The following is a 24,460-nucleotide window of genomic DNA, read 5'->3' as shown; positions in this document are numbered from 1 at the left end:
CAAATCAGTATTGATCAGAAGATTTCATCATAGTTGCGCTGGCTGTCTATAATCCTTTCAGTTTCACCTCACCCCACAAGCAGCCGAGACCATCATGCTACAAATGTCCCGGCGCCAGTTCCTGAAGGTGACGGCCACGTCGCTTGCCGGATCGAGTCTTGCCCTGATGGGCTTTTCTCCGACGGAAGCGCTCGCCGAAGTCCGACAGTACAAGCTGGCGCGCACAGTCGAAACGCGCAACACCTGTCCTTATTGTTCAGTGGGTTGCGGCATCCTGATGTACAGCCTCGGCGACGGTGCGAAGAATGCGCAGCCGAGCATCATCCATATCGAAGGCGATCCCGACCATCCCGTCAATCGCGGCACGCTGTGCCCGAAGGGCGCGAGCCTGATCGACTTCATCCACAGCCCGAACCGCCTGACGCATCCCGAATACCGGGCGCCGGGCTCGGACAAGTGGGAGCGTATCTCATGGGGCGATGCGCTCGACCGGATCGCGAAGCTGATGAAGGCCGACCGCGACGCGAACTTCGTCGAGACGGCGGAAGACGGCGCCAAGGTCAACCGCTGGCTGACCACCGGCATGCTGGCCGCGTCGGCGGGCAGCAACGAAGTCGGCTACCTGACGCACAAGGCTGTCCGCAGCCTCGGGATGCTCGCATTCGACAATCAGGCGCGTGTCTGACATGGCCCGACGGTGGCAGGTCTTGCCCCGACGTTTGGCCGTGGAGCGATGACGAACCATTGGGTCGACATCAAGAACGCGGACGTGATTCTCGTGATGGGCGGCAACGCAGCCGAGGCCCATCCGTGCGGTTTCAAGTGGGTAACGGAGGCGAAGGCGCACCGCAAGGCGCGGCTGATTGTCGTCGACCCGCGCTTCACGCGTACGGCCTCGGTGGCCGACTACTACGCGCCGATCCGCACCGGCACCGACATCGTCTTCCTGGGCGGCGTCATCAACTATCTGCTGACGAACGACAAGATCCAGCATGAGTACGTGAAGAACTACACGGACTTCTCGTTCATCGTGCGCGAGGATTTCGCGTTCAACGACGGCATTTATTCCGGCTACGACGCCGAGAAGCACGCGTACCCGGACAAATCGAGCTGGGACTACGAGCGCGGCGACGACGGCTTCGTGAAGGTCGACCCGACGCTGCAGCATCCGCGTTGCGTGTACAACCTGCTGAAGCAGCACTACGCGCGCTATACGCCGGACATTGTCCAGCAGACGTGCGGCACGCCGAAGGAGAAATTCCTGAAGGTGTGCGAGATGCTCGCGACCACCGCCGTTCCCGGCCGCGCCGGCACGATCCTGTACGCGCTCGGCTGGACGCACCACTCGGTCGGCGCGCAGATGATCCGCACCGGCGCGATGGTGCAACTGCTGCTCGGCAACATCGGCATCGCCGGCGGCGGGATGAACGCGCTGCGCGGCCACTCGAACATCCAGGGGTTGACCGACCTCGGGCTGATGTCGAACCTGCTGCCGGGCTACATGACGCTGCCGATGCAGGCCGAACAGGATTTCGACGGCTACATCAAGAAGCGCGTGCAACTGCCGCTGCGGCCGAACCAACTGAGCTACTGGAAGAACTACAAGGCCTTCCACGTCAGCTTCATGAAGTCGTGGTGGGGCGACGCGGCGACCGCCGAGAACAACTGGGCGTACGACTACCTGCCGAAGCTCGACAAGCAGTACGACCTGCTGCAGGCGATCGAGCTGATGAATGCCGGCAAGATGAACGGCTACATCTGCCAGGGCTTCAACCCGCTCGCGGCGGCACCGTCGAAGGTGAAGACGGCAGCCGGCCTCGCGAAGCTGAAGTGGCTCGTGATCATGGATCCGCTCGCGACCGAGACGTCCGAGTTCTGGAAGCATCACGGCGACTTCAACGATGTCGATGCGTCGAAGATCCAGACCGAGGTGTTCCGGCTGCCGACCACGTGTTTCGCGGAGGAAAACGGTTCGCTCGTCAGTTCGAGCCGCGTGCTGCAGTGGCACTGGAAGGGCGCGGAGCCGCCGGGCGAGGCGCGGAGCGATCTCGAGATCATGTCGGGGCTGTTCCTGCGCATGCGCAAGATGTACCAGACGGACGGCGGCAAGTATCCGGATCCGATCGTGAACCTGACGTGGCCGTACGCGAACCCGGAAAGCCCGACGCCCGAAGAACTCGCGATGGAGTTCAACGGGAAGGCGCTCGCCGACCTGCCCGATCCGAAGGATCCGACGAAGACGCTCGTGAAGAAGGGCGAGCAACTCGCCGCGTTCGCGCAACTGAAGGACGACGGCACGACCGCGAGCGGCTGCTGGATCTTCTGCGGCGCGTGGACGCAGGCGGGCAACCAGATGGGGCGGCGCGACAACTCCGACCCGACCGGCATCGGCCAGACGCTGAATTGGGCGTGGGCGTGGCCGGCCAATCGTCGGATCCTGTACAACCGCGCATCGTGCGACGTCGCCGGCAAGCCGTTCGACCCGACCCGCAAGCTGGTCGGCTGGAACGGCAGTGCGTGGAAGGGCGTCGACGTGCCGGATTTCAAGGTGGACGAACCGCCGGAGAATGGGATGGGGCCGTTCATCATGAACCCGGAAGGCGTCGCGCGCTTCTTCGCCCGCGCGGGGATGAACGAAGGCCCGTTCCCCGAGCACTACGAGCCGTTCGAGACGCCGCTTGCGGCGAACCCGCTGCACCCTGACAACCCGCAGGCGCTGAACAACCCGGCCGCCCGCGTGTTCCCGGACGACCGCGCGTCGTTCGGCAAGGTGTCGGAGTTCCCGCACGTCGCGACGACGTACCGGCTGACCGAGCATTTCCACTACTGGACCAAGCACGCGCGGCTGAACTCGATCATCCAGCCCGAGCAATTCGTCGAGATCGGCGAAGACCTCGCGAAGGAAGTCGGCGTCGCGCATGGCGAGCGCGTGAAGGTGTCGTCCAAGCGCGGCTACATCATCGCGGTCGCCCTCGTCACGAAGCGGATCAAGCCGCTGACGATCGAGGGCAAGAAGGTCCAGACGGTCGGCGTCCCGTTGCACTGGGGCTTCAAGGGTCTGACGAAGCCCGGCTATCTCGCCAACACCCTGACTCCGTCCGTCGGCGACGGCAACTCGTACACACCGGAATTCAAGTCGTTCCTGGTGAAGGTCGAAAAGGCGTAAGGGGGAAGAGATGGCATTGCAATCGCTGGATATCAAGCGCGTCTCGGCCACCACGACGCCGCCGCCCACGGCGCGCGAACCGGTGACCGGGAGCGTCGCGAAGCTGATCGACGTATCGAAGTGCATCGGCTGCAAGGCGTGCCAGACGGCGTGCATGGAGTGGAACGACCTGCGCGACGAAGTCGGCACCAACGTCGGCGTGTACGACAATCCGGCCGACCTGACCGAGCACTCGTGGACGGTGATGCGGTTCTCCGAATACGAGAACCCGGCCGGCGACCTCGAATGGCTGATCCGCAAGGACGGCTGCATGCACTGCGAGGATCCGGGCTGCCTGAAGGCGTGTCCGTCGCCGGGCGCGATCGTGCAGTACAACAACGGGATCGTCGATTTCCACGAGGAGAACTGCATCGGTTGCGGCTACTGCGTGACCGGCTGTCCGTTCAACATCCCGCGGATCTCGAAGACGGATCATCGCGCGTACAAGTGCACGCTCTGTTCCGACCGTGTCGCGGTCGGTCAGGAACCGGCCTGCGTGAAGACCTGCCCGACCGGCGCGATCGTGTTCGGCACCAAGGAGGACATGAAGCAGCACGCGGCCGAGCGGATCGAGGACCTGAAGGAGCGCGGCTTCGAGCATGCGGGGCTGTACGACCCGCAGGGCGTCGGCGGCACGCACGTGATGTATGTGCTGCACCACGCGGATAAACCGTCGCTGTATCACGGGCTGCCCGACAATCCGTCGATCAGTCCGATGGTGAAGCTGTGGAAGGGGATCGCGAAACCGCTCGCGGTCGCCGGCCTCGCGCTGACCGCGCTGGCCGGGTTCTTCCACTACACGCGGGTCGGTCCGAACGAGGTCAGCGAGGACGAGGAAGCCGCCGCGCGCGACGAGGCGCGACGCATCAAGGAGGACGCGAAATGAAACACGACGACCCCAACCTGATCGTCCGCTACACGCCGAACGAGCGCACGAACCACTGGATCACCGCGATCACGTTCGTGCTGCTCGCGCTGTCCGGGCTCGCGCTGTTCCATCCGTCGATGTTCTGGCTCACCGCGCTGTTCGGCGGCGGCCAGTGGACGCGGATCCTGCATCCGTTCGTCGGCCTCGTGATGTTCGTGTCGTTCGCGATCCTGGTGGTGCGCTTCTGGCACCACAATACGCTCGACGCGGACGATCGGCAGTGGCTGAAGCAGATCGGCGACGTGCTGACCAACCAGGAAGACAAGCTGCCGCCCGTCGGCCGATATAACGCCGGACAGAAGCTGCTATTCTTCACGTTGGTGGCGTGCCTGCTGTTGCTCCTGCTGTCGGGAGTCGTGATCTGGCGGCGCTACTTCTCGTTCTACTTCCCGATCGGGGTGATCCGCGCGGCGGCCGTCGTGCATGCCGTGGCGGCCTTCGTGCTGATCGCGAGCATCATCGTGCACATTTACGCGGCGTTGTGGGTGAAGGGCTCGATCGGGGCGATGGTGCGCGGCACCGTCACGCTGGGCTGGGCCCGCAAGCATCACCCGAAGTGGTTCCGTGAAAGCGTGAAGTAACGCACCGGAGCGGGACGGTACGCCGATTGTTGCGTACCGTTCCGCCAACCGTCGGAATCGCCTGAAAAGCGCCGATCTGTCGGCGCTTGTTTTTTTTGGAAGACATTTTCGTGACACAACGCATTCTCGAACCGACCGAGATTTCGGCGCTCGATCATTCGGCCATTCCGCGCTTTCGCCTGCCGGAGCGCGCGACCGCGTTTGCCGCGCGCGCCGCGCGGCTGCGCAAGCTTGCCGACCTGAACCCGATCAGCGGCTACCTGCGGCTGATGGCCACCGTCGCCGATGCGCAGCACGCGACGCTGCAGACGCTGGAACTGCCGCTGCCGTCGAAGGAAGCGATCGCGCGCGCGCAGCAGCATTCGATGCCGCTCGTGCCGGCGCTCGACGGCGAGCGCAACCCGCAGTGGCGGGCCGTGCTGTACGAACTGCTCGACCGCGTCGAAGGCGCCGGTCTCGTCAATCCGTCGCTCGCGAAACTGCTCGACCGGCTGCGCCTGATGGCGCCCGCCGAACTCGACACGCAGGCCGATGCGATTCTCGGGCTGCGCTTTGCCGAGGTCGACCCGGCCACCGCGCCGTTCCTGATGGCTGCGCTGCAGGTCGTCTGGACCGATCTCGCGAGCCGCGTCGCGCCGGCCGACGTCCCGTATCTCGACCAGCCGGGGCTGTGCCCGGTGTGCGGCACGCATCCGGTCGCGAGCGTCGTGCGCGTCGGGGGCCAGTTCCAGGGCTACCGTTTCCTGCAGTGCGGGCTGTGCACGACCGAGTGGCACATGGTGCGCACGAAATGTTCGCACTGCGACTCGACCAAGGGCATCGCTTACCATGGGATCGAGGGCGGCAGCGAAGCCGTCAAGGCCGAGTCGTGCGACGAGTGCAAGACTTATCGCAAGATCGGCTATCAGGAGAAGGACTTCGAGTTCGAGCCGCTGGCGGACGACCTTGCGAGCCTCACGCTCGACCTGCTGATGAACGAAGCCGGCTACCAGCGCAGTTCGCCGAACCCGCTGCTATGGCCGGACATGACGCGCGAAGCGGATTGACGGCAGGCGGCCGGGGCCGGTGCGCGAGCGCCGGCGCCGGTTGTCGGCCGTGCTTGGAAATGGAGCCACCATTACGTGACCGAACCGGGTTTGAATGAACTGAATGCCGTCCTCGCGCGCGTGCCGTCGGTCGAGCGCGTGCTGTCGTCGGCACCGCTGCAACCGCTGCTCGCCGACTACGGCCGCACGCGCGTGCTGAATGCGGTGCGCGCGGAACTCGAACGCTGGCGCACCGCCGCGCAGCAGGATCCGTCGGCGGCCGAGCCGCTCGACGAACCGCGCATCGCGGCCGCCGTCGCCCGCACGCTGGCCGCGCGAAGCGCGAGCGCCGTGCGCGCGGTGTTCAACCTGACCGGCACCGTGCTGCACACCAATCTCGGGCGCGCGCTGTTGCCCGACGACGCGGTGCGCGCGGTGGTCGACGCGCTGACCCAACCCGTCAACCTCGAATTCGATCTCGCCACCGGCCGCCGCGGCGACCGCGACGACCTGATCGACGATCTGCTGTGCGAACTGACGGGCGCGGAAGCCGCGACCGTCGTCAACAACAATGCCGCGGCCGTGCTGCTGACGCTGTCGGCGCTGGCAACGAAGAAGGAAGTCGTCGTGTCGCGCGGCGAGCTGGTCGAGATCGGCGGCGCATTCCGCATTCCCGACATCATGAGCCGTGCGGGCGCGAAGCTGCGCGAAGTCGGGACGACCAACCGCACCCATTTGCGTGACTATGCGGACGCGATCGGCCCGCGCACCGCGCTGCTGATGAAGGTGCACTGCAGCAACTACGCGATCAGCGGCTTCACGAAGGAAGTGACGCTGACCGAACTTGCGCCGCTTGCCCGCGAGCACGGTCTGCCGGTGGCGGTCGATCTCGGCAGCGGCACGCTCGCCGACCTGTCGCAATGGGGGCTGCCGCACGAGGCGACCGTGCAGGAAACCGTCGCGGCCGGCGCGAACCTCGTCACGTTCAGCGGCGACAAGCTGCTCGGCGGGCCGCAGGCCGGCCTGATCGTCGGCGATCGCGCGCTCGTCGCGAAGATCAAGAAACATCCGCTCAAGCGCGCGCTGCGCGTCGGCAAGCTGACGCTCGCCGCGCTCGAACCCGTGCTGCGGCTCTACGAGGCACCGGAATTTCTGTGTGAGCGGCTCACGACGTTGCGGCTGCTGACGCGGCCGCAGCGCGACATCGCCGAGGCCGCCGAGCGCGTGGGTCCGGCGTTGCAGGCCGCGCTCGGCAGCGGCTTCGACGTGCGCGTCGAGCCGATGTTCAGCCAGATCGGCAGCGGCGCGCTGCCGGTCGACCAGTTGCCGAGCGCCGGGCTCGTCGTGCGTACGCCGGACGGCAAGCGCGGCGGTCGCGCGCTCGCGCAGCTCGAAAAGCGACTGCGAGAATGGCCGCGCCCGGTGATCGGCCGCGTCGCCGACAATGCGCTGCGGCTCGACCTGCGCTGCCTCGAAGCAGCCGACGAAGCGGCATTCGTCGCGCAATGCGTGCAGATCGCGGGGCCCGCTGCATGATCGTCGGTACCGCAGGACATATCGATCACGGCAAGACGACGCTCGTGCGGGCGCTGACGGGCGTCGACACCGACCGGTTGAAGGAAGAGAAGGCGCGCGGCATCTCGATCGAGCTCGGCTATGCGTATACGCCGCTCGAGAACGGCGACGTGCTTGGCCTGATCGACGTGCCGGGCCACGAGAAGCTGATTCATACGATGGCGGCCGGCGCGTGCGGAATCGACTTCGCGCTGCTCGTGATCGCCGCCGCCGACGGCGTGATGCCGCAGACCCGCGAGCATCTCGCGATCCTGCAGCTGCTCGGCGTCGCACATGGCGCGGTTGCGCTGACGAAGTGCGATCGCGTCGACGCCGCACGCCTGTCGGCCGTGCGCGACGAGATCGCCGCGTGGCTGCACGGCTCGACGCTCGATGGCGTGCCGATCTTCGAAACCTGTGCGACGCGCGCGGACGATCCGGGCGTCGGCGCATTGAAGCGGCACCTCGCCGACGCGGCGCTCGCGTGGCGCGCGCGCCGCGCCGACGGCCTGTTCCGGCTCGCGGTCGATCGGGTGTTTACGCTTGCCGGGCAGGGCACCATCGTGACGGGCACCGCGTTCGCGGGTCGCGTCGCGACCGGCGACACGCTCGCGATCGTGCGCACCGGCGGCGCGGCGCGCGTGCGCAGCATCCATGCGCAGAACCGGCCGGTCGATGCGGGCCGCGCGGGCGAGCGTTGTGCGCTGAACCTGGCCGGCGTCGACAAGGCGGACGTCGAGCGCGGCGATACCGTCGCGGATGCGCGGCTCGTCGCGACGTCGCCGCGGCTCGACGTCGAACTGACGCTGCTGGCCGATGCGGGGCTCACGCTGACGCACTGGGCGCCGCTGCACGTGCATCTCGGCACGCTGCATCGCGTCGCACACGTTGCGCTGCTCGACGGCGATACGCTCGCGGCCGGCCAGAAGATGCGCGTGCAACTGGTGTTCGACGAACCCGTGTTCGCGCTGCCGGGCGATCGCTTCATCGTTCGCAATCCGCAGGCGACGCGCACCGTCGGCGGCGGCCGTGTGCTGGACCCGTTCGGTCCCGCTCGCAAGCGTCGCACGCCCGCGCGCCACGCATGGCTCGACGCGCTGGCGGCGTGGCTCGATGAAGGGCGGCTCGATGCGCTGCTCGCGCAGGCGCCGCTCGGTATCGCACGCGCGATGCTCACGCACCTGACCGGGTTTGCGCCCGACGCGCTCGCGTTGCCGGACGATGCGCTGGCGATCGGCCAGCGCGACGTCGCGTCGAACGAGGGCACGGTGATGGCGCGGGCGCACTGGCTTGCGCTGCAGGCACGCGCGATCGACACGCTGCGCGCGTATCACGAGCGCGTGCCGGACGAGCAGGGGCTCGACGCGGCGCGCCTGCGGCGGATGGCGGCGCCGCTCGTCGGCGATGCGCTGTGGCGTGCGCTCGTCGAAGCGCTGGTGGAAGGCGGCGAAGTCGCGCGAAGCGGGCCGTGGCTGCATCTGCCGTCGCATTCGGTGAGTTTCGATGCGCGCGAGGAAGCGCTGGCGCAGCAACTGCTGCCGCTGATTCATGCGGGGCGCTTCGATCCGCCGTGGGTTCGCGATCTGGCGCGCGACACGGGCGCGGCCGAGGAGGCCGTACGCACGCTGCTGCGCAAGCTCGCACGGCGCGGCGACGTGCATCAGATCGTGCGCGACCTGTTCTATCACGCGGATATCGTGCGCGAGCTGGCCGGGCTGGTGGCGCATCTCGCGCCGACACGTGGCGGCGGGCTCGATGCGGCGACGTTTCGCGACGCGACCGGGCTTGGCCGCAAGCGGGCGATCCAGATTCTCGAGTTCTTCGACCGGGTTGGGTATACTCGCTTCCACCGCGATCTTCACTTCCTGCGGCCTGACAGCGGTTGGGTGGGTATTCAGGCGTAGGCGCTTGTTGTTCTTCCCGCTCTTTTGGTTCTTTTCCCACGGAAGGCATTCGTATCCGGTGGTACGGCTGGACTTCAAATCCAGTTGGGGGTGTCAGACACTCCCGGGTCGGTTCGACTCCGGCTGCCTTCCGCCAGTCAAGGCTTCCCGGGTATTCCGACAGCTTCCGAAGACGTCCTTTAGATCCTTGATTTCAAAGCGATTTATGGGTAACGGCGTGCTTGCGGCTACCGTTGACGTCCCGCACAATTTCCTCACGAAGTATGGGTAGCGATGTGGGTAGGGAGGGCGACATGGCTGGACGATCGTTGCATCGACTCAGCGCACTGCGGGTTGCGAAAGAGGTGACGCCGGGCCATTACTCGGATGGCGGTGGTCTATATATGCAGATCGCGGACAGCGGGGCGCGGTCGTGGGTGTTCCGGTTTAAGTTGAACGGCCGCAAGCGTGAGATGGGGCTGGGCCCGCTCTCGCGAGTTTCTCTCGGCGAGGCGCGGAAACTGGCCGCCGGGTACCGTGACATGGTCAGTGACCTGATCGATCCCATCCTCGCGCGGCGCGAACAGCAGCGCAGGAAGTTGCTCGATATATCGCCGGACGCCAACGTAACGTTTCGTGAAGCAACGGAAGCATTTATCCGCGCCCACGAGCCACAGTGGCGAAATCGCAAGCATGTCCAGCAGTGGGGGAATACGCTCAAAATTTATGCGTATCCGGTGATCGGTGACGTCCGGGTGCGCGATATCGACACGGCGATGATCGTGCGGATCCTTCAGCCGATCTGGACAAAAAAGGCGGAGACGGCGCGGCGTGTGCGCGGCCGTATCAAGGCGATCCTCGACGCAGAGGCGGTGTTGGGGCATCGCCTTGGCAGCAACCCCGCACGATACGCGGATCATCTGCAACTGGTGTTGCCGCGCTCAAAGAAGCGCTCACAGGTAAAGCATCATCCAGCCCTTCCTTGGGAAGACCTCCCGGTGTTTATCCGTGAACTGGAACTCCGTCCGCGGCGCGCGGCGCGGGTGCTGCACCTGCTTAGGCACGCAGCACGTCGAACGGATCGAGTCCTTCGCGTTCGCTGTTCTCGATCAGCGAAATGGCGAGCGCTTCACCTTCGCTGACGATGCGCACCGGGACTGGATAGTCGGCGGCGATGTGTTTCTGCTCGAACAGCAGGTCGAGCGCGGCTTCGCGCCGCTGGCCCGCGCAGACGCCATATTTGCGGTGTTTTCCGCGCGTCCCCTTGATCTCGTGGACCACAAGATTCTGCAGCAACCCTTTGGCGCGGACATTGGCCGCGAGTCCGGCGATGCCGGATGGCGGCTTCGTGCGCACGTTCAGCGGCGAGCGTTGCAGGCTGGCATACGGCACGGTCACGATCGGTCGTTCGTTGCCGAAGTTCGTTTCGAGCATGGCGGCAGGTTCCGTAGCGCTAACGATGACGGTGGAGGTCTCAACAGATTGGGCTTGCATGATCGACTCCTGAGAATAGGAAAGAAGATGCCGGGCCAGTAAGGTACGGATGCGTCAGGACGTGACCCGACGGGCGTCATGGCGCAAAGCCGGACAGCAGGGCGACGCAAGCGCGTCGCCCCGAAGCCGTCACACCTTCAACTGGCGCATGGCATCCGCGAGCATCCACAGCGCGCGGTTGAGCTTCACGTTCTGGTTGATGCCGGTGATGGGGCGCGTAGACATCGCGCGGCCCGAGCGGGAACGGCCGTGCAGGCCACCCTTGGTCAGGTTCTCCTGCACGCGATTGAAGATGGTCCAGAGGTCGTCGCGGCGGTCCTCGAAGCGGCGTGGGGCCAGCAACTGGCTTTCGCTGATGGGAGCCGGGGCGTCGGCCTCGGTCGGGTCGTAGCGCAGTGCGAGCGCGGAGCGGGCGAACGCCTGTTGTTCCTCGCGGTCGAGCGTCACCGCACGCATGCCGTCCTTCTGTTCGCGGATCAGATCGAAACCGTCGAGCACGTCGAACGCGCCGTTGATCACGTTCTGCACCACGTTGCCTTTATGCGGCACACGGATATCGGCGATGTTCTCGCCGGCGACCATGCCGTTTTGGCAAACGAACCGGAACGTGCCGGCCAGCATCTGGTAGCTGCTGGTGCCGTCGTGGGAGTTCAGCAGCACGATTTCGTCGGCTTCCTCGCCGGTGATCTGGTCGGCATGGCGTAGCCGGAGCATGTGCTTGGTGAATTCGCGTTTGCTGGAATCGCGCACGCGGGTCTGGCAGATCATGAACGGCTGAAAGCCTTCGTTCCGAAGGCCGCGCAGCACGTCGATGGTGGGAATGTAGGTGTAGCGTTCCGAACGGCTTTCGTGCTTGCCGTCTGCGAAGATTGAGGGGGCGACGCGGCGAATCTGATCATCCGAAAGCGGCGAGTCCGCGCGCAGCATCGGGGCGCTGTAGTGGAATGAGGAAGCGAGTTGCATGGCGTTCTCCAGTCAAGGTTGAGGACCTGAACCGGGCGAGAAGGTGTGCCTTGCCGTTGCGGCTGGCCACCTTCCGGTGGAACTCGGGGTTGGCTTTGCTGCCGCCAGGCTCCCGGGTTCCCGCCCGTGCGACTGAAGGAGCCGATAGCGGGCAGGCGTCAAGGAAAAAGGCGAGGGAGGGGTGCGGGCAACACGGTCCCGAGCCCCTTGATGCCTGCCCGCTATCGGCTACGGTCGCGGGTCAAGGGCGGGAAGCTGGGAGACGGATGCATGCCATGCCGCGAGTTGACCGGGGCTCTGAGGAGCGGCGTGCGAGGGATATCGCTCAAAGAATGTTCAGCGGAAACTGCCGATCCGCACGCAGCGCTAACTTCGACTAAGCGTGCCTGATTTGCCGGGTGTGGCTTAATGCGATAGGGTGCAAGCTCGATTCATCGAACAAGGTTGACTCATGAACAAGCAGGAACTCATTGACGCTGTCGCGGCTGATGCCGGTATTAGCAAAGTCGCCGCGAGCGAAGCCATCCAGGCCGTACTCGACGTCATCACGCATGCGGTTAGCGCCGGCGATAGCGTGCAACTCGTCGGTTTCGGCTCGTTCTCGCAAGGAGAGCGTGCGGCTCGGACCGGTAGAAATCCGACTACCGGGGCGGAGATTGCGATTGCTGCAGCGAAGACGGTGAAGTTCAGTGCCGGAAAGGCATTCAAGGATGCAGTGAACGCGTCCTGAGGCAGTTTAAGGGGAGCCCAGGTGGGGAAAGCGGATTTTCGGGCGGAAAGTGCGGACGTCTGCGCAATTGCGCGATCGGTTGGCCGTTAGTGGGGTGCCGCAGTCGTTGGACATGTCAGAATATCTGGACACGTCGGCGTGCGTGGTGACGTTACTGCGCGGACCAGAATTTTCGCTTTGGCCGCCTGCGCGAAAGTATCCCGCTCATTGACGTCGCGTTCCGAAGCGCAAGAACTGAAGGGGAACATATTAAGGGCTATGTTACCCTTCATTTCGGGACATGGACGAAGCCGCGGCGTGCGCCGCTCGCGCAACTAAAGTTGTGGCTATGTTTCAACTAAAGTTGTGTCGAACCGCGCCGGACGCTCTGCGAGCGCTGGATTCTCGCCACCGGTTGTGCCGCTCAGCGACGCGGCGTCTTCGCCGCGCGCAGCAGGACTTGCTCGAGCGCGCGCATCTCGACCGGTTTCGCGAGGTGGGCATCGAAGCCGGCGTGTTCGGTGCGCTCGCGATCGGCCGGACGGATGTAGCCCGACACCGCGACGAAATGGGTGCGGGCAAGGCCCGCGGCCGACCTCAACTTGCGAAGTAACTCGAATCCGTCGACGTGGGGCATCGACAGGTCGATCAACATCAGGTGCGGCCGGTAGGCGCGCGCCAGCCGCAGGGCGTCATGCGCATCATAGGCGACTCGGGGGGCGTGCCCCTCCAGCTGAAGCAGCATGCTGAGCGTATCGGCCGATTCGTGGTCGTCATCGACCACGACAATCCGCAGCGGCATCATCGCCGTATCGGTGTCCGCGCTGAACGGTGCGGCTTCTGAAATTGCTTCGCTCGTGGTCGGCAGCCGCACGACGAATGTCGCTCCTTGGCCGCGGCCCGGGCTTTCCGCAAAGATCGAGCCGCCGTGCAAGCGGACAAATGACCGACAAAGCGCCAGGCCGAGTCCGAGCCCGACGGGGGGCGAGGTGCTCACCGCGCCTTGTTGGTCGAACAGATCGAAGATCGACACGAGCGCACTCGGAGCGATGCCCGGGCCGCGGTCGGTCACACGGATCTCAATGGTGCCGCCCTCGGCCAGCGCTGCCACGTCGATCTGGCTACCCCGCGGAGCAAACTTGGATGCGTTATCGAGCAGGTTATGCAGTACCTGAACCAGTCGGGCCCGGTCGCCGCGGAGGTTGATGTCGCCGGCCGGGAGCGCGACGGCGATACGCTGCCCACGTGCATTCGTTTTTGCCTGAACACTGTCGACCGCACGCGTCACGATATCGCCTGCCGTGACCACGCGGATGTCCAGCCTCACCTTGCCGGCCGCGATGTGGCCGAGGTCCAGCAGGTCGTCTGCCAATCGTGCGAGCTGCCCGAGCTGCCGATCGATCGCGTCGCGACACTGGGCCATGTCAGGCGCGAGATCGGGCGCCGTCTGTAAGATGCCGACCGAGTTGCGCAATGGCGCGAGGTGATTGCGTAGCTCGTGGCCCAGCGTTGCGATGAACTGTTGGAGCCGGTGAGTCGATGCCGCCAGTTCGGCCACGCGCTTGCGTTCCGTGATGTCGCGCATGATTTTGATGAATCCGCAAAGCTGCCCGGCAGGGTCACGAACAGCGGTGATGGTGACGTGCGCCCAGAAGCGCGACCCGTCCTTACGCACCCGCCATCCTTCTTCCTCGAAGCGGGGCGAGCTGGTCGCCCCGTCAAGACCGCGCATCGGCCGATCCGCCTCGATGGCTTCGGCCGGATATAGGCACGAGAAATGGCGGCCGATGACCTCGTCGGCGTGATACCCGGTCGTCAATTCCGCGCCAGCGTTCCACGTCACGACGGTGCCATGGCGGTCGAGCAGGCAAATCGCGCAATCGGTAATGGACTCGACGACGGCTTGAAACCGCAATTCGCCGAGTTGATGGTGCAGGATAGCGGTCGCGCCTACGGCGAGGCTGGGTGATGCCGCTGGTGTCGATTCGGGTTGCTGAATCACTGCGAGTCTCCATGGTCCGGTGCATGCCGAGCGCATGCACCAAGGGGGCCTGTCGGGGGGGCACTGTCGCAAGAGATACCGCGCGAAATCGCGAGCCACGAGCTTAGACGCTGTTTTCTCAGCTCGCAATCAGGGGTTGTTGAAGGAATAGGAATCGATATCACTTCACCCGGAAGGATATGGTTGCGCTGACACCGGGCCGACGTGATGAGGGGTAATCGCGCGGTTCATCAAGCTCGGTTGCCGAGCAGAACACGCCCATAGTGATAACAAGGTTATCTTGCCGACGTCGGCTGGCGCACACGATTGCACGCTTTTTGAGGTTGGTACCACCGGTTCGTCACAACCCCATCGAAGCCCCTTGAACGCGCTTGTGCCAGCGGCAGTGTCCGTTTCTCTGCCTCGGCCGCACCGTTCCCCCGATGGGGCTTTTGCACGCAGGATGCGGCCGTGGAAGCAGCTTTGCTGGCGCCCTGATATTGATCAGCTATATTGAAATTGCCTCGGGGATCGAACAAGGGACGGGCATAACATGAAATACACGAACGACGAGAATGCCGGGCCCATCTGGGGCGTGGTCGCGGGTCTTATTCTGGCCGCCGTTGGCCTAGCGATGGGTGTGTTTCCCAAGTCTCTGCATAGCACCGACACGCTGAACGATTTTGTCGCGTCCGGCGTTACGATGATCGGAATTTTCCTGGTCGTGTACGCCATCCACGAGCTGCGTCGGGCGCGTCAACGCTGAACGCCGGAGCCCTCGTCGCCGGTGTCCACGAGAAGGTCATCGACGATGATTTCGCCAGCGGAGCGGCCCGCGCGCAAGGCATCGAGACCGTCGACAAACGGCTTGCCTTTTTCATCCGCCAAGCGAATTGGCGCTAGGCAGAAGGACCGTGGGTGCGCCGCGCGCACCTGGACGATTGCGACGAAGCCGACGAATGGGTCTTCGCAGGAGATCGCGTTACTGCGAGACGCGTCGACCTTGTGTTCGCAGCGAACGTCGATCGTATAGCCACGGTAAGTGTATGCGCTGGTCATGTTCGCCTCGCTGCGAGTGGGGCAAATGCCGAAAGTTGGCACGGGGAAGTATAGCCATGTGCCCCCCGATTGCGAGATGAATCTTGCCTATGCGGACCAGTCGCTGCTGTAGGCCAACTCGATGATCTTCTTCGTAGGAATACTTGCCCGCAGTTTGGCGATCGCGTCGTGACGAACCAATTTGCATCGCGCGATCTCATTACTCGCTTGCGGCTTCAGGTCGGCTCCGAGTTCACCGATAAACACGTGGTGCATTTTTGAGAGGCCGCCGAAGTGCATTGCGTAGGTGAGGTCCAAGCCGACCAGACCAGTTTCTTCCAACAGCTCGCGGTGTGCCGCTTCGAGCGGCGTCTCGCCGGTCTTAATGGTGCCGCCCGGCAACGCCCATCGCGACGCCGCACGGGCGACCAGCAAGACCCGTTGACCCTGAAGGCACACAACAGTTGCGCGTTCTTTGACGGGCAAATCGATAGTTTCTTGGCTGCTCATGAGGATGACGCTCGAGTACTTTTCGGCATTTTAAGGTCGCCGGGCTGGATGTCGGTCGTCGGAGATGTTGTGGTGCTCCTGGCGGCCCACTGGACGAAGGCTTATCCACCCATCCGCTTCCAGCCGCCCCTCTGGCGTCCCCATTCGACCCACGGCGAATCGCCCGGCGGCCCGTTGCGCAATGCCTGAGCCCGCTGGTGGTAGCGGGCCGCGTCCGCTAGAACCGCGGCTTCTCGCCAAAATCCCTTTTGGTAACGAATGACCGCCACAAAATACCGGTAGTCCGCCGCCACTCGGGCGTCCATCGGTTCGGGGGCGACCAGAGGGATGGGGCGGCCAACGGGCAGATCGACCTGACAAATCCGCCGGTAATCGCTGGCGCAACGCCGTAGCGCGGCCATGGCAGCCTTGGGCGTGACGTCCAGCACCTGCAGGCGCGCCTGATCCCAGCGCGCGACAATTCGGCCGTCTGCAGCACGGTAGAGCCAACACCACGGACGTCCCTCCTTCACGCCCAGCAGGCGCCGCCGCCGCAAGTCGCCGTCCGCGGGCGCAATCGCGTCGATCACATGCCAGCCGGCTTCCTCCGACCAGCTCAAGCACGCGCCGTGGCAGGCCGCCCACATCGCCGCTTCACGTGCTTGCCTGCGCGCGGTGTCCCGGGCTTGGCGGGCAATCTTGTCGAGGCGCGCGATCGCCGACCAGCCTTGGGTCGCCGGCGCCGCGAAGTGCAATCCATCCTCTGCGACGCGCGCCAACCAAAGACGCTCGCAGTCGCTCGCATCCCGCGTCATCGGGTCCCATGCAGCGACGCCCGAACAAGCAACTGCCGTCGCCCGGGCTTCCGCAGCCTGCCAGACCGCCGCAAGATTGACACGCGCCGCATGTCCCTCGAGCCAGTCCCGTGCAGATGTCGCAAGGGCGCGGGCGCCGCGGACCTCACTGCCGGCCACCACGTGCGGTGTAAAGCGAACAACCTCACCAATTGGCGGCCGTCGATCCGGCCAGCGTCGGCGCTCGACTTCGGCCTCGATCGTATGAGCCCAGAGCATGTCGGCAAATGCCCGTCGCGCTCGGTCGCTGGCGCGCACCTGCTCACCGATCAGAATCGGATCACTGGAGTCGACGAAGCGGGCGACCCAGCGACAGCCGTCGCGGGCGAGGTGTCGACGAATGTGACGCGCGAGCGCGCGGTACACCGTGGTAGTCGCCGAGGCCCGCCAGTACGATCGCCGGTCGCCTTCCCGCGGCTGCTGCGGCGACTTCCGATCCGCATGGCCGCAGGAGTCCGCACTGTACCGAACCACCACGACGGGAGCCGTGGGCGTCACGTGTCGCAGGCACGGAGGATATGCGACGCCGAGCGTGCACGCAGTGGTCACCAGCCATCGGACGCTGTCGGGCGCCCGTCGGAGCAACGCGTCGTCCAGCCGTGCCGGCCGGATCAGTGTTGACATGGCCTCCAGCCAGGCGACAATCGGCTCGAACGCACGCGTCGTCTCGGGCGCCAGAGTCGGTCGGCGGCACGTTTCACGCGTGAAGAAGTGCAATCGGCCGCACCGACAGCTACCGGCCGTCCCGAAGTCGGCGATCGAGCGCAGCGTGGTGTGAAACGGCGCGCCACAGTGGCAACAATCAACCAACGGCAGGCCGTGAATCGGACAGGTCTCCAGCAGACCGACGGAAAACAGCGCCGCATGGTATCCCGCTGACAGGCACGCCAAGCACAGGCGCGGCCGAGCCACGGCGAGCGCGGTCCGCAGTGGCGTCGGCAACGCTTCGAGCGTGGCCCACCGAAAGGCTGCCAGCGACTCGCCAAGTTCATTGGCAAATGCGCGGATATCGAGGTTGCCGTCGTGATTGTCTAGGAGGTGCACCGCTCTGGGCGAAGGCGTTTGGGTCGACGGCAGATCGCGCGGGTGTAGCGAGTTGAGTGCGCAGGCACGCAGGACCGTGTGCCAGAGCGATGCGTAGGGCAGCACGCTGCCGGCGTGCCAGGTCAGACGAGGTTCAGGCATGGGAGCCGTGCTCGCGCGCATGCGCGCCCCGAAGCGCCGCCGTGGCGGAGATGAGCGCCATCAGTTCTCGGTGCCCGCACTCGCCGACGGTCGTGCTCCACACGTCCGCAGTCGTCACGGCGTCAACGTCGGCGCCGCCGGCGATACGCAGCAGTACGTGGCGGCATGCCTGGGCGACGGTCTTCATGGGCAAGTCGATCGGCCCCGCGTAGCGCGGCGGCAGCTGGTCGAGCATCGCCTGCATCAGCGCGTCGGCCTGGTGCTCCATTCGAAACCCACCGGCCCATGGGCGTGGCGCCAAGCCCGCCGTGAATGAGCGCCCCGACCCGGGTGGCCATTCGCTGCCGTCGTCGTACCCGCGCATCACGTAGGCGAGCTCGTCGGTCGTGCGCACGCCGTGAAACGGTTCGGCGGCCAGCATGAAGCGCGCCGCGACGTGAGCGCTGCCCGCAAGCGCCAGACCGAACGGTTCGTCATAGAACTGCAGTGATGCGATCGAGAACACGCACAATCGAATGCGCTGCTTCTCAAGCAAGCTGTGCAATTCGACCAGCCACAACCACTCGCGCTGGCTCATGCCCTGCGCTTCGTCGATCACCAGCACCAAGAAGCGTCCGCCGCCCTGCGCGGCGAGCTCGATCCAGCGCTCGACAAGCATGGTTTGCCGTTCCAGCGGGCTGCGCCGCGCCTGAGCAAGCCGGTGACCGCTCGCATCGAGCAGGTGGGCGTAAAAGCTGCCGACGGCCTGGCTGCTGCCGGAATCCGTGTGGCTCCAGATCACCAACGGCACAAACCCACCATGGCGCTCGGACAGCAAGCGCTGCAGCCAGTGGTCGACTGCGCTCGACTTACCGAAGCGCGAGGGCCCGAAGATCGTCGCGCCATCGACTTGATCGTCCAGCCAACTGCCGATGCGTTCGACCATGTCGTGAATCGCGATCGTGAACAACGAGTAGTCACGCGTCACGACCGGATGATCGCGGGGGATGTGCGCCGCGACGAGCGGGTCGGGGGGCGCAGGCGACGTCACCATTGCTGGGCTCGGCGCATCGGTGGCAAGGGCGTGTCGCTGCGTGCCGCCGTCGGCGCTTCAATGTTCGCCGCCGGCGTGCTGGGGCGCTTGGCAAGGCTCACCATCGACTGTCCAGATAGTCGCTCTGCCTGCTGCTGCAGGATGCGTCGCGCCTCGAGATAGGCCGGGTGAACCGGCAATTTGCCGTCGGGCGAGGCCTCGGCGTAGCGGATCAGGGCTTCGACCGCGTCGCCGTGGGTCGCCAGATGCAGGAGCCGGCGCTTTTCGAGTGCGCGGATCGCCGCGCGCACGTACAGCGAGTGGGGCGTCAGGTGCCACGGAGGGGCGGCCCGGACCATACCGAGGAACAGGCCGCGCTGCGTCGAGACCGTGACGTAGCGCGCATCGTCTTCATTGTCGAGTTGCAGCCAGAAGGCCTGACCGAGCAGATCCGTGCGCACGCACAGCCATTCGGCCGAGTAGCGCGCATTGGAGAAATGGAAATGTGGGCGGCGGCCCGTCTTGATTCCGCCCAGCAACGTACACAGCTTGCGCGTGCCGACCAGGCGGCGCACCGCGGCAGGCTCAGCCAGGCGGGGCGTCCATGTGCGGTCGGCCATCATGTGCTCCAGCTGCTCGAGCGGGCTGCGGTAGCCCAGTCCCGAATGCGGCGTCGCGTTGTAATTGGCGATCAGCGTGTCGAGCAATTCGTGCGCGTACTCGACCTGAAAATGCGTCGCCATGGCCACGGCGTTGGGATCAGTGCCGCGCCTGTCGGCCGGCGAGCTGCCGGTCGTCGTCGCTAGCTGATGAAAGCCGCCGGCGGCCAAGTGCCCGAAAAACGACTCGACGAACGGCCGGTCGTCCTTGCTGCGACGACAGCTATAGCTCGCCGCATCCTGCGGCTTGACGATCCTGGCGTCGACCACGTCGCGTAGGACGCTTTCGACGCGGCCGCAGATATTGGCCAGTGCGCCGTCGACGCTGAATTCGTTCCAGCAGGCACCCGCGAGCTGCGGAAAGCGATATGACGGCAAACCGGCCCCTGGCACGTAGGCGGCGTCGCTGAACTGCAAATCGCGCGGCATCCATGGCATCAGGGCGCAGCGCACCGCGCGCAACACGTCTTCGGCCGCGCACTCGCGCCGGAAGCTGAGGTGATAGCCCAGCACCGCACGCGACGTGACCTCGACCAGCACCACAACCCACAGGCGATGAATCGTGCGCGGCTCAGTGCCGCCGTGTGGCGACGGCACCAGCACAACCATGCGGGCGTCAAGCTTGTGCGCATCGCATTCGACGCGCTCGAACGGCGCCAGGGGTGGCCGATGCGTGCCGTCTCCGGCGCGGGCCTTGCGCACAGCCTCTTGCCCGCCGACCAACGCGCGAGCACGCGCTGGATGCTCGGCGAGGACGCGATCAATGTAGCGGGCCAGCGTGACGTAGCCGCGTCTTTCGACGGTGAACGGCCATTCGCCGCGGCGCTCGAAGCCACGTTCGCGCAATTCGGCAAGAAACCAGCGAAACACGACCATGCGCGGCCGGCGCGACGCCTCAAGGTCGGCGCGTTTGCCAAGGATACGCTCGCGCAACTTGTCTTCGAATCCCCGCCCTGCTGGCGACTCGAACACCCATTGCAGGGCGCCGACGGCTCCGCCGCTCCACGCATTGAGTGCCAGCGGCGCCGTCCGTTCGTAGGCTTTCACGCGGACATGCGGCAACAGGCCACGCCACCCCTGGATACGTCCGTCAGGATGCGGTCTGAGGCAACGTTCGGTCAGTAGCCGATAAGCCTGGCCGCGCCCCATGCCGCAAGCCGCTTTGATCTGGGCGCTGGTCGCGCCTTCGAGATACAGGCGAATCGCGCGCTCACGCCTGAGATACAGCGCACGGCGCTCGGTAGGTAGCGCCAGCGGGTCGATGGCCGGCCAGCGGTTCAGGTCGACCTCGCCCTGCAACTCGGCGTCGCCATCCTGTGCTTCACCACTCGCCCGCAACCGTGAGCGCCGTGTCATCCTGAGCCTCCGCCATCGCGTCGACCATTACGACACAAGATTAGATGAAATCGCCGATCGGGTTACAACTTTAGTTGACGCAGAGGGGCACGATAGACACAACTTTAGTTGACGTGGAAAATCGTGTCCTGCCCTTGATGGAAAAGGGTTTGCCGGAATTACTGCGTCGCAGCAATAACCGTTGAACTTTAGTTGCGCGAGCGCTCGCGACGCGCTCCCCATAGGGAATTGAGCGCTCCACCACGGCGATCGAGAGGCGGTGTCGTCACCACTTCGGCACCCCTGTGTTTCTGACGTTGGCGACGACTGGTGAGGTGGTTTCGCCCGGGACGCGGCTGAAGCTCAATTGCGGGCGCTTACCCTCAGCGGCGAGAAAGGGGACGGCTTCGGCGGGCAGGTAGCCTAATTCCCTCCGCAGTGCGGAGAGAATTAGGGGCGTCGGCAGGGTTCCGCCGTTGCCGAGATCCCGGCAACGTGGCCCCTATTGGCGCGCCGGCCCGCCGACTCCTCCGTTCCTGACCATAAGACCGAACTCGTCCCCGCATCTTTATTGACCGACATCCGCCGGCTTGGGCACCACCACGCTCTATACCAAGGCGGACGCGGTGCGGCAGTTCCAGCTGGTGGAGACGTTTTTCAACGCAGCGCTCGACGGGGCAGAAGGCATGGGCGGGTCAGGTGGTAAAACAGTAGGTCGATGAAGAATTCATCGCCTCCTACTTCGAGCCGATACTTTCGGCCAACGAACGCGAAGCCGGCACCAAGCTCGAGCAGAAAGCGGGTGATGTGCCGTGTAAGTCCCTGCTCGATGTCACGTTCCTGCGCATCTTCGGTCAATCCGAGGAAGTCGAAGATATATGGATCTTTGAGCGCTTCACGTGCCAAATCGGATTGCGGGGGCGGCAATCGTGCGTCGAAATTGGTTACGGCCGCACCAGCCCGGGCATGTGCTTGCGTGTCAATTTGCATCGCAAGAACATTGCGGGACCGGCCGTGCTCAAGCGCTCTGCTCGCATACCAATCGCGAACCACCGGATCCTTTGCTTTGTCGAGCAAGGTGCATAGATGAACCCACGGCAATTGTGCAGCAGGCTGCTGCACAAATTCCGACGATGGCCACCGGCAACGGAAACATCTAGCCGCAGGCGCCCTTGACGTTCGCCCGCGAGGCGCTTTCTGAAAGTCTCGACCGGTGCTACATGTCGGGCAGCACTTCGGCTTTCGCTGATCGCGGAGCTGAGGCTCCCATAGACGTCAACCTTGCTCTGGAATCGGATGGATCCAGCATCCAGGGCTTTCGCAGTCGAAGAAGTCCACCTGGACCGGGCCAAGGTCATTACGAATCGTCTGGTAGGCATAGTTGCAATAGACCTGATCGTTGCGAAATACCGATACCGCAACCCGCTGAATGCCTGTGTTGCGCATGCGCTGTAGCAGATGCCGGTCATGCTCTCCTATACCCCACCCGAACAACGTCAACACCTGTCGTTGTGAGGTGAGCACTTCTCGATACACCGTCGAAAGGTAATAGCTGTTCTGGATCGACGATACCTTCTGCGATTTCGTGCCTTCGCTGACAAAGAGCGGTACGACTAGTTCGCTGCGCCACTCGGCCAAGATGCGCGGCGACAATCATTTTGGCCGGTATAGCGACAGAGGTTTTGGCCGGTGGGGAGAAGTCGGAGGCGGCGTAGCCGCCGGAGACTTCTCGACGGCTGCTATTCACGACCGGAACAGATCATCCGGCTTGCCGGGATGCGCTACCTATGCCATCGAGTCGGCCTGCAGTCGTCTGCCTCGACTGTGCGTGCTGACACCGTACTCAAAGCCCGACGCGGTGATCTGCAAGCGCAATGGGCGCGTCGCGAAACGACTGATCCGAGAAACAAGTTTTATTACGATGCGTTCAGCTTCGCGGTTGGTTTGACCTGACGACGATAGAAGTCGTGGCTGACCTGCCCCCATCAATAGGGCCATTGGGCTTCTAGCAAAGTCCCTTTAAACCAGCGCCTGGAAAGCGGCAGGAGCATCGCTTTGCCCTGTGTTTCGCAGCAAAATCTGCTGGCGACAGGTAGTTCAGCGCGCTATGCGGCCGTTCCTCGTTGTAGTCCCGACGCCACGTCGCTATGAGCACCCGAGCATGCGCGAGACTTGTGAACCAGTGCTCATTGAGGCATTCATCGCGGAACTTGCCGTTGAACGGCTCGATATACGCATTCTGCGTCGGCTTGCCCGGCTGAATCAATTTCAACATCTGCCTTTGGAGTAGGCCGATTGGTCGAGCGCTCGGCTCGCAGATTGCGGTCCCTGGTCCGTTCGCACAGAGTTGTTCGCGTCGCCTGTGGACTCAACCCGTCAATGCAACGAATTGATGAATGCGCCAGCAACATATGGAACCTTACCACTACAGCACGATTCCTTTTTTTTGGTCATTCCTTAGCTGATGTGACGTGGAGGTGGGTGATTCTGAGCGGGGCAAGGTGAGGCCACGTCGGGGTACCGTTGGGCGACCGCCACGGCGTCGCCGCCGATGTACCGGTCAGCGCAGTGGTCCCACCGAAGCTCCGGTGATTCGGTGTCGACGCAACGAATCCGCGACGAAGCCCGACGCCTTCATCTCTTCGACGAACGCACCGAGCAACGCGGCGGCCGCGTCGCCGCGGCTCTTCGGCACGCCCATCGCCTGACGGATCACCATGAAGCGCTCGTCGAGCAGGCGCAGGCCCGGCGTCTTCGCCGCATCGGCTTCGAGCTGCTGCTTCACGCCGGCCGCGACTTCGAGCTGCTGTTCGACGAACGTCGGCACGACGGCCGGCGACGTCGGCGCGCGCACGATCTGCGCCGCCTTCAGCTCGCGCGTGAGGAACAGGTCGTACGCGCTGCCCTTGCCGACGGCCACGCGGTTGTGCGGCTGGTCGACGTCCGCATTGCCTCGGATCGGCGAATCGTCGCGCACCAGGTAGAAGCCTTCGATCAGCACGTACGGTTCGGTGAACGCGACCGTTTCGCCGCGCAGCGGATCGACCGCGAAGAAGCCGAAGTCGGCGCGCTCCTCGGTCAGCGCCTGCACCGATTTACCGGCGGCGTCGAACACCACGAGTTCCAGCTCGGCCGACAGCCGCTCGGCGAACGCGCGCGCGAGGTCGATCGACACGCCGAACGGCTCGCCTGTGGCCGGGTCGCGGTTCGCAAGGATCGGGTTGCCGAGATTGATCGACGCGCGCAGCTTGCCGGTCGGGGTGAACGCGGAGAGGACCGAAGGGTCGATGGGCATGAAAGGGCTCGTGGGGGAAGCGGGTGTGCGGGTTGCGCGGGCGCTCAGGGTTTGAGAATGGCGCTGATGCGTGACAGCGCATCGAGCGTATGCAACAGGTGTTGACGCAAGGCTTCCGATGCTTCTTCGTTGCGCTCGCGCTCGAGCAGCTCGAGCACGTGCAGATGCTGCTTCGCATGTTCGACGTAGCGCTCGCGATCCTGCATCGAGCGGTACGACAGCAGCCGGCGCACGCGATTCACGCGCCGGATCGTGTCGATGAAGAAGCTG

Annotated in this window: 17 protein-coding genes, 1 tRNA gene and 5 pseudogenes; 10 read left to right on the top strand and 13 right to left on the bottom strand. The window is 64.7% G+C overall.

What is annotated here, in order from left to right:
- The first annotated feature begins 94 nt into the window (after nt 1-94).
- The 8 genes from fdnG (at nt 95) to DIE15_RS03250 (ending at nt 10,318) form a co-directional block, all read left to right on the top strand.
- On the top strand, nt 95-3,166 hold the full coding sequence (gene fdnG / locus DIE15_RS03285) for a formate dehydrogenase-N subunit alpha (RefSeq protein ID WP_148095684.1): 3,072 nt from the start codon (nt 95-97) through the stop codon (nt 3,164-3,166).
- 10 nt (nt 3,167-3,176) lie between these two features.
- Nucleotides 3,177-4,091 carry a formate dehydrogenase subunit beta gene (fdxH, locus tag DIE15_RS03280; protein ID WP_057923914.1) on the top strand — a complete coding sequence of 305 codons (915 nt, stop codon included), beginning with the start codon at nt 3,177-3,179 and terminating at the stop codon, nt 4,089-4,091.
- Nucleotides 4,088-4,714 (top strand): formate dehydrogenase subunit gamma, encoded by a 627-nt coding sequence (locus tag DIE15_RS03275; RefSeq protein WP_057923913.1) that lies wholly within the window; start codon nt 4,088-4,090, stop codon nt 4,712-4,714. Before fdxH ends, DIE15_RS03275 begins: the two co-directional genes overlap by 4 nt.
- Nucleotides 4,715-4,824: 110 nt before the next feature.
- Entirely contained in the window at nt 4,825-5,760 is a 936-nt protein-coding gene (fdhE, locus tag DIE15_RS03270; protein ID WP_173938472.1) for a formate dehydrogenase accessory protein FdhE, read from the top strand.
- Between the two features lie 75 nt (nt 5,761-5,835).
- Nucleotides 5,836-7,275 carry an L-seryl-tRNA(Sec) selenium transferase gene (gene selA / locus DIE15_RS03265; RefSeq protein WP_124832378.1) on the top strand — a complete coding sequence of 480 codons (1,440 nt, stop codon included), beginning with the start codon at nt 5,836-5,838 and terminating at the stop codon, nt 7,273-7,275.
- On the top strand, nt 7,272-9,197 hold the full coding sequence (gene selB / locus DIE15_RS03260) for a selenocysteine-specific translation elongation factor (protein WP_124832377.1): 1,926 nt from the start codon (nt 7,272-7,274) through the stop codon (nt 9,195-9,197). The genes selA and selB overlap by 4 nt, the downstream gene beginning before the upstream one ends.
- Nucleotides 9,198-9,237: 40 nt before the next feature.
- Nucleotides 9,238-9,333, top strand: a tRNA-Sec gene (locus tag DIE15_RS03255).
- Nucleotides 9,334-9,460: 127 nt separating this feature from the next.
- Complete coding sequence (locus DIE15_RS03250) at nt 9,461-10,318, top strand: phage integrase central domain-containing protein (protein ID WP_311771958.1); 858 nt, start codon at nt 9,461-9,463, stop codon at nt 10,316-10,318.
- Here the strand turns inward: DIE15_RS03250 and DIE15_RS03245 are convergent.
- Together DIE15_RS03245 and DIE15_RS03240 are read right to left on the bottom strand one after the other, a co-directional pair.
- Nucleotides 10,236-10,670, bottom strand: a pseudogene (locus DIE15_RS03245) (ParB/Srx family N-terminal domain-containing protein); the annotation flags it as partial. The gene DIE15_RS03250 and the pseudogene DIE15_RS03245 overlap by 83 nt on opposite strands.
- Before the next feature lie 129 nt (nt 10,671-10,799).
- Nucleotides 10,800-11,633 (bottom strand): DUF932 domain-containing protein, encoded by an 834-nt coding sequence (locus DIE15_RS03240; RefSeq protein WP_124832376.1) that lies wholly within the window; start codon nt 11,631-11,633, stop codon nt 10,800-10,802.
- Between the two features lie 451 nt (nt 11,634-12,084).
- Here DIE15_RS03240 and DIE15_RS03235 point away from each other — a divergent pair, with 451 nt between their 5' ends.
- A complete protein-coding gene (locus tag DIE15_RS03235; protein ID WP_124832375.1) occupies nt 12,085-12,363 on the top strand; it encodes an HU family DNA-binding protein in 279 nt (92 codons plus the stop codon).
- A 403-nt stretch (nt 12,364-12,766) separates the two neighbouring features.
- Here the strand turns inward: DIE15_RS03235 and DIE15_RS03230 are convergent, their stop codons facing one another.
- The gene (locus tag DIE15_RS03230) at nt 12,767-14,380 is read right to left on the bottom strand and encodes an ATP-binding protein (RefSeq protein ID WP_124606204.1); all 1,614 of its coding nucleotides are present in this window, start codon (nt 14,378-14,380) and stop codon (nt 12,767-12,769) included.
- Nucleotides 14,381-14,876: 496 nt separating this feature from the next.
- Between DIE15_RS03230 and DIE15_RS03225 the strand changes: the two genes are divergently transcribed.
- A complete protein-coding gene (locus DIE15_RS03225; RefSeq protein ID WP_124606205.1) occupies nt 14,877-15,089 on the top strand; it encodes a hypothetical protein in 213 nt (70 codons plus the stop codon).
- Here the strand turns inward: DIE15_RS03225 and DIE15_RS03220 are convergent.
- The 10 genes and pseudogenes from DIE15_RS03220 to DIE15_RS03175 all read right to left on the bottom strand — a co-directional run.
- Nucleotides 15,080-15,382: a hydrogenase maturation factor gene (locus DIE15_RS03220; RefSeq protein WP_124606206.1), complete on the bottom strand. Its 303-nt coding sequence runs from the start codon at nt 15,380-15,382 to the stop codon at nt 15,080-15,082. The genes DIE15_RS03225 and DIE15_RS03220 overlap by 10 nt on opposite strands.
- Before the next feature lie 87 nt (nt 15,383-15,469).
- Complete coding sequence (locus tag DIE15_RS03215; protein WP_124606207.1) at nt 15,470-15,871, bottom strand: NUDIX hydrolase; 402 nt, start codon at nt 15,869-15,871, stop codon at nt 15,470-15,472.
- A 101-nt stretch (nt 15,872-15,972) separates the two neighbouring features.
- On the bottom strand, nt 15,973-17,889 hold the full coding sequence (locus DIE15_RS03210; protein ID WP_124606208.1) for a hypothetical protein: 1,917 nt from the start codon (nt 17,887-17,889) through the stop codon (nt 15,973-15,975).
- Nucleotides 17,882-18,922, bottom strand: a complete 1,041-nt coding sequence (locus DIE15_RS03205; protein WP_124832374.1) for an ATP-binding protein — start codon at nt 18,920-18,922, stop codon at nt 17,882-17,884. The genes DIE15_RS03210 and DIE15_RS03205 overlap by 8 nt, the downstream gene beginning before the upstream one ends.
- Nucleotides 18,916-20,916, bottom strand: coding sequence for a hypothetical protein (locus DIE15_RS37450; RefSeq protein ID WP_260426742.1), 2,001 nt, complete (start codon nt 20,914-20,916; stop codon nt 18,916-18,918). Before DIE15_RS37450 ends, DIE15_RS03205 begins: the two co-directional genes overlap by 7 nt.
- A gap of 663 nt (nt 20,917-21,579) precedes the next feature.
- Nucleotides 21,580-22,053: pseudogene (locus DIE15_RS03195) on the bottom strand (PDDEXK nuclease domain-containing protein); the annotation flags it as partial.
- Nucleotides 22,054-22,170: 117 nt separating this feature from the next.
- A pseudogene (locus DIE15_RS03190) lies at nt 22,171-22,536 on the bottom strand (DUF4917 family protein); the annotation flags it as partial.
- A 364-nt stretch (nt 22,537-22,900) separates the two neighbouring features.
- Nucleotides 22,901-23,241 (bottom strand): annotated as a pseudogene (locus tag DIE15_RS03185) (transposase); the annotation flags it as partial.
- 214 nt (nt 23,242-23,455) lie between these two features.
- Nucleotides 23,456-24,190, bottom strand: coding sequence for an ABC transporter substrate-binding protein (locus DIE15_RS03180; protein WP_124606210.1), 735 nt, complete (start codon nt 24,188-24,190; stop codon nt 23,456-23,458).
- A 44-nt stretch (nt 24,191-24,234) separates the two neighbouring features.
- A pseudogene (locus tag DIE15_RS03175) lies at nt 24,235-24,460 on the bottom strand (GntR family transcriptional regulator); the annotation flags it as partial.

It is taken from the genome of Burkholderia sp. Bp9031 (assembly GCF_003857965.1).
In the GTDB taxonomy this organism is placed as follows: domain Bacteria; phylum Pseudomonadota; class Gammaproteobacteria; order Burkholderiales; family Burkholderiaceae; genus Burkholderia; species Burkholderia ambifaria_A.
This window is presented reverse-complemented; position numbering and strand designations above follow the sequence as displayed.

Bases quoted from the DNA above. Each gene is read 5' to 3' on its own strand.
- fdxH (WP_057923914.1), top strand. From the start codon at position 3,177: ATGGCATTGCAATCGCTGGATATCAAGCGCGTCTCGGCCACCACGACG.
- DIE15_RS03275 (WP_057923913.1), top strand. From the start codon at position 4,088: ATGAAACACGACGACCCCAACCTGATCGTCCGCTACACGCCGAACGAG.
- selB (WP_124832377.1), top strand. From the start codon at position 7,272: ATGATCGTCGGTACCGCAGGACATATCGATCACGGCAAGACGACGCTC.
- DIE15_RS03250 (WP_311771958.1), top strand. From the start codon at position 9,461: ATGGGTAGCGATGTGGGTAGGGAGGGCGACATGGCTGGACGATCGTTG.
- DIE15_RS03240 (WP_124832376.1), bottom strand. From the start codon at position 11,633: ATGCAACTCGCTTCCTCATTCCACTACAGCGCCCCGATGCTGCGCGCG.
- DIE15_RS03235 (WP_124832375.1), top strand. From the start codon at position 12,085: ATGAACAAGCAGGAACTCATTGACGCTGTCGCGGCTGATGCCGGTATT.
- DIE15_RS03230 (WP_124606204.1), bottom strand. From the start codon at position 14,380: ATGCGCTCGGCATGCACCGGACCATGGAGACTCGCAGTGATTCAGCAA.
- DIE15_RS03225 (WP_124606205.1), top strand. From the start codon at position 14,877: ATGAAATACACGAACGACGAGAATGCCGGGCCCATCTGGGGCGTGGTC.
- DIE15_RS03220 (WP_124606206.1), bottom strand. From the start codon at position 15,382: ATGACCAGCGCATACACTTACCGTGGCTATACGATCGACGTTCGCTGC.
- DIE15_RS03215 (WP_124606207.1), bottom strand. From the start codon at position 15,871: ATGAGCAGCCAAGAAACTATCGATTTGCCCGTCAAAGAACGCGCAACT.
- DIE15_RS03210 (WP_124606208.1), bottom strand. From the start codon at position 17,889: ATGCCTGAACCTCGTCTGACCTGGCACGCCGGCAGCGTGCTGCCCTAC.
- DIE15_RS03205 (WP_124832374.1), bottom strand. From the start codon at position 18,922: ATGGTGACGTCGCCTGCGCCCCCCGACCCGCTCGTCGCGGCGCACATC.
- DIE15_RS37450 (WP_260426742.1), bottom strand. From the start codon at position 20,916: ATGACACGGCGCTCACGGTTGCGGGCGAGTGGTGAAGCACAGGATGGC.
- DIE15_RS03180 (WP_124606210.1), bottom strand. From the start codon at position 24,190: ATGCCCATCGACCCTTCGGTCCTCTCCGCGTTCACCCCGACCGGCAAG.